Annotated in this window: 6 protein-coding genes; 1 reads left to right on the top strand and 5 read right to left on the bottom strand. The window is 55.8% G+C overall.

Features of this window, described 5'->3' with window-relative positions:
• Positions 1-173: 173 nt before the first annotated feature.
• Positions 174-2,015, top strand: a complete 1,842-nt coding sequence (locus RMSM_RS34960; protein ID WP_008708975.1) for a dockerin type I domain-containing protein — start codon at positions 174-176, stop codon at positions 2,013-2,015.
• Positions 2,016-2,056: 41 nt separating this feature from the next.
• Here RMSM_RS34960 and RMSM_RS34955 read toward each other — a convergent pair whose 3' ends face one another.
• The 5 genes from RMSM_RS34955 to RMSM_RS34935 all read right to left on the bottom strand — a co-directional run.
• Positions 2,057-2,788, bottom strand: coding sequence for a type 1 glutamine amidotransferase (locus tag RMSM_RS34955; protein WP_008708973.1), 732 nt, complete (start codon positions 2,786-2,788; stop codon positions 2,057-2,059).
• 105 nt (positions 2,789-2,893) lie between these two features.
• The gene (locus tag RMSM_RS34950) at positions 2,894-4,000 is read right to left on the bottom strand and encodes an inorganic phosphate transporter (RefSeq protein ID WP_008708972.1); all 1,107 of its coding nucleotides are present in this window, start codon (positions 3,998-4,000) and stop codon (positions 2,894-2,896) included.
• A 356-nt stretch (positions 4,001-4,356) separates the two neighbouring features.
• Positions 4,357-5,532 carry a methyltransferase domain-containing protein gene (locus tag RMSM_RS34945; RefSeq protein ID WP_008708970.1) on the bottom strand — a complete coding sequence of 392 codons (1,176 nt, stop codon included), beginning with the start codon at positions 5,530-5,532 and terminating at the stop codon, positions 4,357-4,359.
• 301 nt (positions 5,533-5,833) lie between these two features.
• Positions 5,834-7,255, bottom strand: a complete 1,422-nt coding sequence (locus tag RMSM_RS34940) for a DUF1501 domain-containing protein (RefSeq protein ID WP_008708968.1) — start codon at positions 7,253-7,255, stop codon at positions 5,834-5,836.
• 120 nt (positions 7,256-7,375) lie between these two features.
• Positions 7,376-9,967 (bottom strand): DUF1553 domain-containing protein (locus tag RMSM_RS34935; protein WP_144058181.1); only part of this gene is annotated, 2,592 nt, incomplete at its 5' end.

Genomic DNA, 9,967 nt, shown 5'->3' with positions numbered 1-9,967 from the left:
TCCCAACTCCCAACTCCCAACTCCCAACTCCCAACTCCCAACTCCCAACTCCCAACTCCCGAACGCATCACTGCGTTCAAATTTCTGTGACATTTCCGCGGCGTTTTGGCCCTTTGGTAGTTAGCCACGGCCTTTCGGCTCCTCTACCCCCAATCTTTTCCGAAGGTGTCTCCATGTCCAAAAAACGCTCCAAGACTCGGCGTCGACTACGAGCCGAATCACTCGAATCGCGTCAATTGCTTGCCGCCAACATGTTCCACAATGAATTGATGCCCGAAGACGTCAACGAAGACGGGCAAATTTCCGCACTCGATGCATTGACCGTCATCAACGAGATGAATCGACCAACACAAACGCTTGGTTCAGGTGACGGCCAATCCAGCGGGTCTGGCAGTGGTCGCATGACGGACGTCAACAACGATGGTCGCAACTCAGCGTTGGACGCTTTGATGGTCATTAACCGCCTCAATCGCGAACGCGGAAATTTTGGCGCTGGCGATTCCGGTAACGACACACCGTCGGAAACGCCAACGGACCAAACCGACCCACAGGACTCCAATGACAACGATGACACCGTCGCCGACGAAAGCTCCGATGTCGTGTTGGCATGGAACGATTTGTTCGGAGAGATCCTGGGGGATACCGACGGCTCGCTACAAACGCCTGGTTACGCGTCCCGTTCGATGGCGATGCTGAACCTTGCAATCTATGACGCGGTCGGAATTGCAACCGATGGCGAGGGCGCCGATACGTTTTACGACTATTCGATCGACCTCAGCAGCAACACCGAGCTGTCCGCCGAAGTCGCCGCTTCGCAAGCCGCCTACACCGTGCTGAGCAGCTTGTACCCCGACCAACAAGAAACGCTTAATGCCTTTCTGCAGACAAGCCTCGCAGGCACCGAGACCAACCGAAACACCGACGCGAGTCTAACACTTGGTAGCGAGATCGGTAACACGATCCTTGCCATTCGAGCGAGCGATGGTGCGGATGTCATTGGCGAATACGAGTACACCGAAGGTGCGGGTTACTTCCAGGCGGATCCACTGAATCCCGACGTCCCTGCTTGGGGCCCGGCTTGGGGTGATGTCGATACGTTTGCGATCGATTCGACCGACGATTTTGTTCCCGACTCGCCGCCGGAACTGACGAGCGAAGAGTATGCGGAAGCCTACAACGAAGTTCTCGAGTTGGGCTCGATTGACAGTGAAGTTCGTACGGATGATCAAACCGAAGCGGGGATTTTTTGGGCGTATGACCGCGAAGGACTAGGGACGCCGCTGGCACTCTACAACGACGTCCTGCTGCAGATTGCAGAGCAGCAGGGCAATACGATGGAAGAGAATGCGGCATTGTTCGCCCAAGCCTCCGTCGCGATGGCCGACGCGGCAATCGTGGCTTGGGATACGAAGTTCAGCGAAGAATTTTGGCGTCCGGTCACAGCGATCCAGGCGGGCGATGATGACGGGAATGCCCTCACCGAAGGCGATGCGGACTGGCTCGCATTGGGTGCCCCCAATGGCGAAGACCTGACAGGATTCACACCTCAGTTTCCGACCTATATCTCGGGTCACGCGACATTCGGTGGCGCATTGTTCACAACGCTTCAGGAATTCTACGGCACCGATGATATCGCCTTTGAGCTTACGTCCGAAGAACTCGAACTGCTAATGGAGAATCCTGAGCTACAAGAAGCCTATGGGCTGGAACTTGACGACGCGACTCGCTCGTTTGACTCGTTCAGCGAAGCAATGGCCGAGAACGGTCGCAGCCGAGTCTATCTGGGCATCCATTTCAATTTCGATGATACCGTCGGGCAAGAAGTGGGCAGTGCGATCGCCGCCAGTGTAGCATCGGATTTTTCAGTAGCGGCAACCGATGACACGACGGATAACGACAACGACAAACAGCAAGACCGCAATAACGGACAACCTCAGGACAATCAAAACCGTGACAAGAACAATCGCATCGCATCGGTCGATGCCGCGTTGGCGGACGAGGGATTTCTGTTTTAACGAACTGCGTCCCCCGCAGAACGCGAACTGATTTCCGATGGTCACTTGATGGGGTGGCCGCCCCGTATGTGCTTCATAAAGTGGCCGAGCAATTGGTCAGTTTCAGGGGTTTCTTTGAAATCTGCGACGAACGAATCGATCGACTTGCCGCTGATCGATTGGACGTACTGCGGGTATGCCACCAACCGCTCGATCAATGCCGTGCGGTTCAGCTCGGGATGAAACTGGGTGCAGTAAATCGGTTTGCCCTCGATTCGAAACGCTTGGTTCTCGGTTCGCTCACTCGATGCCAAAAGAATCGCGCCTACAGGCAACCGCGTGACAGTGTCCTGGTGCCCCATCGGGGCAACGAAATGGTGGGGCAGTTGCCCAAAGATCGGATCATCACGACCGGCCTGAGTTAAGTGAACTTCGATCGTGCCAAGCTCGGCCCGCTGCATGTCCGTGACCACCTCACCACCGAGCGCCCGAGCCATTGCTTGGTGCCCCCAACACGAAGCAAACGTCGGTTTACCAAGTTCACACAGTTCCCGCATCGCCGCGAGTGCCGGCAGAATCCAATCCCCTCCTTCGGCAACCGAGTAGTCGCCGCTGCCGCCCAACAAAACCACGTCAACCTGATTCAGTTGCTCCAGCGTAGGTACGCCGGACAGCAGATCGAAGACGCGAATCTGCTGTGCGGAACATCCGAGCGCTCGAGCAAAACAATCGACTTCCTGCGTCCGCATGGGATCATCGGCATTGCGAACCTGCAATAGAAGAAACGTATTCATTTGGCGAGATCCAAAAGCCGACGGCGATTCAGAGACGAGAGTTAAACGCTCATCATACCATCGGTACTTTCTCGTCAACACACAGCAACGTCTGCATCGAGCGTTTTATGCGAGCCATTGGAAAACGATCCAAGCGAATGCTGCAGCGACGGGCAGCGTCGTGATCCAGGCTAATAGAATGTGACCGATCGACTTCCAATGCGTTTGACCTGTCATTGTTCCGATCCCGAAAATTGCTCCACACGAAACATGTGTCGTCGACACGGGCAACCCCCAGCGGCTCGCAAACACGACTAAGACCGACGTGACAAGGTTTGCGGAAAAACCTTGGCCTGCGTTCATTTCGGTGATGCCGTGACTCAGTTTCTCGGCGATCTTCTTTGCACCAAACCAGCCTCCGACTGCGATCGCTAGCCCGCACAGCACCGTCGCAGCGAGCGAATCCAGTGCCGGAACAATCAATAACAACGCCGCGATCTTGGGGGTATCGTTTAATCCACGTGCGAAACTCACCATCCCGGCAGAAAGAAAGTGCATCGCATCAAGCGACCCGCGTGCATCGACACCGACAAAATTGCCAGCGTAATGATCTCGACAGCTTACGTTTGTGCCTAGTGTGATGGAAAGCTCCTCGGCACGAGCCAAGGCCATCGTGCATGCTCCGATCGGAACCACTTCGACGACTTCACGTCCGCTGCAAAGACATGTTTCTTTAGTAATCCCCATCGCGATCCGCGTTCGGCGCAACGTCAAATACAGGACTGCGGTTACCGCGATCGCAATCAACGGACTCAGTAGCAGCGGTGCCATCAGCTTTGCCGATAGCACATGCCAATCAACCGAATAGGTTGAAGCCCCTGCCGCGCCGACCATCGAACCGACGAGCGCATGGGTGGTAGAAATCGGGAACCCAAAGCGGCTGGCGAGCATCACCGTTGCTCCTGCAGCCAACGCGACAGCAACGCCGAATTCATTCTGAGCAACAAGTGCATTCGGCACGATCCCCTTGCCCGAGAACCGAGCCAGCAGTTCGCGAGCGAGCCAAACAGCTGTCAATGAACCAGCCGCTGTTGATGCCGTCGCCCACACCAGCGCGCGGCGGTACGTCGTTGTGCCACTGCCATACAAAGTAGCGACGCCCTTGAAGTTGTCATTCGCTCCGTTCGCGTACGCCAGCAAAACACCGGCGACGAGGGCAAGCAGAACGATCATGCAAATGACTCCATAAAATTAGCCTAGGCGTCCCCGCCTGAGACGATCAAGCAGGTAGGAAGCAGCCTTTCGGTAGGTTAGCCGTTTGGCGCTAACGGGCCGTTGATTTAGTAGGCCGCTCTCGCGTGAGCGGCCGGGTTCCACGCATTACCCGGTGCCTTACGGCCCACGGCTCACCAATGCGATTTGCATTTCGACTAAATCAACAGCCTGTTGGCCACGGTTCCTATACACAACCGGGGCTAGCGGCCAAGCGGCTAACGGGATTTCCCCCGATCATTCCTGTCGACCTGCTTAAAGCGTTTAAGAACACATCCGACTGGAAGCGGCGGCTACGTTTACGAACAACACGGGCACTAACAACACGGGCCGTTGTCACTGCAACCATCGACGGCTTCGGTTGTCGCGTGATACTCCATCCCCTTTGTCTCTCTTGGATGTCGGCGTGCGTTGCGCCGACAGTCAAACGGTTTGGCGTCGCCCAAAGGAACGATTTCACGTGGCTCGATCGTGTCGAACATGTCGGTGTACGGTTCTTGTTGAAGCAGGTGGAATGTTTTGTCACAAACAGCCATTCGCTCACCACGATAATAGGTATGGCCGTCGTCATCTTCGACCTTTTTGAATGGACCGCGATACGAAACCGCTTGCCCACGCTCCAAGCACGGACCTTGTTTTCCCTTGTGGGCCACCACGGTCACGGAGCGGAACTCGATTCCGTCGACGGTCCGCCACGGCTCGCTTTGTCGTTTGACCACCTCGATCCCGTGAAAGCCCGCTTCCTCGAACGCTTTCAAGAACTCATCTTCGCGAAACGCGCCAGTGATGCAGCCGGACCAGAGTTCCGGGTCTTGTTGTAATCGCTCAGGCACGTCCTCATCTGAGACAATGTCACTGATCGCCGCGCGACCGCCGCGACGCAAGACACGAAAGATCTCTGCAAACAGTTGTCGACGATCCTGTTGCCGCACCAGGTTTAAGACACAGTTTGACAAGACACAATCGATCGAATCGTCCGCAACGAGAGGTCGCTCACGACGCAATCGCTCTTCGACGTTTCGCAGCGCCAGATAACCAGCCGGGTCGTTCACGGGATGTTCAGACAACTCAGCGGCAAGCTGATCGAGATCAAGTCCTAAATCCTGAATCAATCCATAACGAAAATCGACGTTTGCGTAGCCGAGCTGCTCGGCGACAGCCGGTGCGTGCTTACGCGCCAGTGTGAGCATTTCGCGGTTGCAGTCCACACCGATGACTCGTCCCTTGGCGCCCACAACCTGAGCCGCGATATAGCACAACTTGCCACCTCCACTGCCCAAATCCAGTACCGTTTCGCCCGCGCGAACGTAGGGTGTGGGGTCGCCGCATCCATAGTCCTTTTCGATAATCTCTTGAGGAATAACGTCCAACAATTCGGTCGAGTACTGGACAGGACAACAAAGCGCCGGCTCCACAGCCTGTGCCGCCGCGGCGTATCGCTGGTAGACAGAGGATTCAGATGGCTGAGCTTCGGCGATCGTGCTAGATTTCATAAAACCGACTTTCTTTCGGACACGAGTGACAGCAACGCTATTCGCTATCCCGTTCGTTATATCGCAGCGTTCGCCCAAGAAGACGATGAACTCAACGTTTCCTTACAAGTATCTGCGATCTTTTTTTTGCAATTCAGTTGCCTAAGATTCGCAAACCGAAGGACGGGCGAAGCGAATCTGTTCCGTTGACCGGCCAATGAACGAATCCTTACAAGAAAATACGCGATCTAGCTTGTCATGAATCGATGACTCGCAATGTTGCTGATTCGCGTTGGCGGATCATGTGACGTTCGGCTCATCTTCAGGCTGTCGTCAATCGTTTGAAAAAGGCCCCCTCGTTGACAGTCGGGCGTTCGGGGCGGCCATTGTAGAAGTAGGTCAACTGCATGTTGCTCAGACCCAGCAGGTGCAGGATACTGGCGTGCAGATCGTGAACGTGCAGCCGATCTTCCACAGCCCGCAGACCGAGTTCGTCGGTCGAACCGATGACCTGTCCTCCCTTGACGCCTCCGCCAACCATCCACATCGAGAACCCGGTCGGGTTGTGGTCGCGACCGTTGCCTTGTTCGGACATCGGCGTGCGACCAAACTCTCCGCCCCACACGACAAGCGTCTGATCGAGCATGCCGCGTTGCTTCAGATCTTTCAGCAGCCCCGCGACCGGCTTGTCCATGGCCTTGCACAACTTGGTGTGGTTGGACTCGATATTGTTATGCGCATCCCAGCGACTGCCCGCACCGTGGTATAGCTGAACAAAACGGACACCCCGTTCGACAAGCCGCCGCGCGAGCAGACACTGCCGTCCGTAGGAAGCGGTTTCCTCTTGATCCATACCGTACAACGTTTTGGTTGCTTCGGTTTCTCGGCTCAAGTCGACGGCTTCCGGCGCAGCGGCCTGCATCCGAAAGGCGAGTTCGTAACTTCGGATTCTCGCTTCGAGTTCGGTTTGCTGTGGATAGCCATCGGCAAACGATTGGTTCAACGAATTCAGCAGCGACAACTTTCCTTTCTGGACGTCCGGGCCGATGCCTTCGGGGGTGTTGAGATTGGGGATCGGTTGCGATCCTTCGGACAGATGAATCCCTTGGTAAGTCGCGGGCATAAACCCGGCGCTCCAGTTGCGTGGGCCGTTCACGACCGATCCGCGACCATCCTGCATCACGACGAATGCGGGCAAGTTCTGATTCTCAGTGCCCAGTCCATAGGTGACCCAGCTTCCCAGCGAAGGACGTCCACCTAGCATCGAACAGGTGTTCATCTGGCAAACGCCGGCGGAGTGGCTATTGCCATCCGTCCAACAGGAACGAATCACGGCAATGTCGTCGACGCACTGCGCCGTGTGGGGAAGCCAATCGGAGACCCAGGTCCCACTTTCGCCATATTGTTTCCACCGCCGTTTGGATTCCAGCAGCGGTGCATGAAATTCTCCCATGGCGGTCAACACAGTACCGAAACTTTCCGGGAGATGCTGGCCGGCGAGACGGTTCAATTCAGGCTTGGGGTCGAACGTGTCGAGGTGACTCGGTCCTCCTTCCATGAACAGGAAGATCACATTCTTGGCGGTGGGCGGCAGGTGAGGGCCCGGCGTTGCGAGATCATTCGAAGCCCCGGCCAAACAGTTTGTTTCGGCCTGCATCGCCGCCAGCGCGAGCGTTCCAAAGCCAGCCCCACTTAGGGTTAAAAATTCACGTCGGGATCGTGGAAGTGTGATGTGATGGTTCATGGTTAGATCATATTGGCGGTGTATTGCGGGAAGTCGTAGGGCCGGTTCCCACCGGCCGGCTCGTGATTGGCCATTAGGAACCGGTCCTCCATCTCACATCAATTTTTTGAGAGGTTCTCGTTAGCGGACGTACAGGAATTCGTTTGAGTTCAACAACACGTGGCACAGATCGACAAAGGCGGCGTAGGCCGGAGTGAACTTCGGTCCGCGTCCGCCGAGTTCAATCGGCATTCCATCAGGCAAACTGTCCTTCAGTAGTCCCGGTTTGGGCTCGAACTGCCAATAGCCGATCGTTGCCGGAGTGCTTCCCTCCGCGACGTGCAGCAACTCGGATTTCGAGAGGGCTGTCTGCGACAGACGCACATCGTCAATCAGCCCATCAAACCGATCCGCATTTCGTCCCGAGCCCACGCTTAGCGGATCACGATTGGCAGTCATGGAGACCAACGGGTTGGGAAATTCCACTGTAGAGAGCGGTTCTTCGTCATTGGACAGATCCTTCAAATGGAACTTAATCACGCCTGGCGTGTCCGCCGTTTTCATCTGCACACTCACGGCAGCGTAGTAGGGTTTATTGAGTTCCAAATGATGATCCGAGAACAGGACCACCTCTTGAGACCGCCCGTCCGAATTTTCCCCAAAGACCTGCAACACCAACGTTTGCGGTTTGCGGCGAGACCCCTTGCCGGAGATCCCGAACAGCCAGCCTGATTTGGAATCGAGCCGAGCCATTTTGGCTGCCAATGTTCGCACCGCTCCAGATTCATACACCGACCGCAGTTGGAAGATAGCTTCGAACGTGAAGTCATCGACGTCCAGGCGAATATCGGCGGGAACCTGGAATCGCTCTTGTTGGGGATCGTCCTCAAAGAGCACCGCCTGGCCATCCCGATAAGGAACCTGACCCGTGGTCACATTGGCAGGCACGCCGTCTTCCGTTCGTTCGCTCGCACGCACCTGTTCCTGGGCACCGAGAAACGTGATCGCTTGATCGAGTTCCTCTTGGGTCGGTTGCCGCCCGAAGATAAACCACCACAATCGCTGTAGCCGCGTCCGAATATCGTCGTCAGCAGCGGATTGCGAGTGCACTCGCTCGGCCAACGTGGCGGCGTGGGCCAACATCACCTGACTGTTGATCAGTAGAAGTGATTGAACCGGAGTGGTCGTCGCATTTCGATTGGAGTTACTGGAAATGAACTGCGGTAAATCAAACGCTTCCATCAACGGATCGAGACTGTTCCGCATCACACGTGTGTAGATCGACCTGCGAGGGAGGTCCGCCAGCACACTGGGACCGCCGCGAGTCGAATCAAGCTGGCCGGTGACGGCGAAGATCGAATCGCGAATCTGCTCCGCGTCCAAACGACGAACCTCTCCTCTCCAATACCAGCGATTGGAGGGATCTTTTTGTTGAAATTCTGCAAGTTGAGGATGTGACGCTGATTGCCGGTAGGTCGCCGAAGTGACGATCAGCCGGTGCAGACTCTTCAGACGCCAACCGTTCTCAAGAAAGCGACTGGTAAGCCAATCGAGCAATTCCGGGTGCGTGGGAGCACCGCCAAGTTGACCAAAGTCACTGCTATTCGCGGCTAGGCCTCGTCCAAAGTGATACTGCCAAACGCGATTGACGATCACGCGGGTTGTTAGCGGATTATCAGGGCGGGTCAGCCATTTGGCCAGCACGGAGCGTCGCCCGGTGGTGTTGGTCAGGTTCGGCGGAGGTGTGATCGTGGGAACTTCGGGCTCCAAAATCGTCGGGAACCCCGGAGCCACCTCCGTTTTTCGTTTTGGAATGACCGTGGGCGGGGCGACGCTATCGACATCAGTGATCGTCATCGGCCGTGGCAACGGTTTGGGCTTGATCGAATCAAACTTGGCCAATTCACGTCGAAGGGCCAGAATTTGATCCCTGGTTTCTCGATCAGCGCGGGAATCGACGCGGGCTTGTTCGTGACGAACCAAGCGATCGGCGAACTGGAACAACTGCTTTTCGTAAGGGGTAAGTTCCTCAGGATCCTTACGAATGACATCCTTCAAATCATCCGGGTACCGCTTGATGGTCGCTTCGAAAACATTCTGTAGCGGTTTTTCGAGCAGTGCATCCAAACGCGTCCGCAGCTCGCGTGTTTTCTCCTGATACACAGCCAGCTGTGCAGCATACTTTGCCTTTGCTTCTGGGGTTGCCGCAACAACATCATCGCGAGGCAACGTGGCTTCGAAAAAAGCACGCAAGCGAAAGTAATCCTTCTGCAGCAAAGGATCGAACTTGTGATCGTGACAGCGTGCACATTGGAAACCGACTCCAAAGAAGACATCGCCCGTTACATCGGTGACCTCATTGAGAATGTTGTCCCATTGACCACGGATATCGGGAACGTTGTACTCAAAAATCCCATGTCGCATAAATCCGGTGGCGATCAGTGCCGCAGGATCATCGGGGAACAGCTCGTCCCCAGCCAATTGTTCTTGAACAAACCGGTCGTACGGTTTGTCATCGTTCAGCGACTCAATCACATAGTCTCGATACCGCCATGCCTGAGGGCGAGCGATGTCTGCGCGGTATCCATCGGATTCTGCGTATCGCACGAGGTCCAGCCAGTGCCGTGCCCATCGTTCACCATACTCTGGACGATCCAGCAGCTCGTTGACCACCTTCTCGTAGGCTTGCAGATCGGTGTCGTCTTGGAACTCCTGCACTTGCTCGGGCGTTGG

Source organism: Rhodopirellula maiorica SM1 (assembly GCF_000346295.1).
In the GTDB taxonomy this organism is placed as follows: Bacteria; Planctomycetota; Planctomycetia; order Pirellulales; family Pirellulaceae; genus Novipirellula; species Novipirellula maiorica.
Note: the sequence above shows the minus strand (reverse complement) of the source record. Positions and strands in the feature narration are given on the sequence as shown.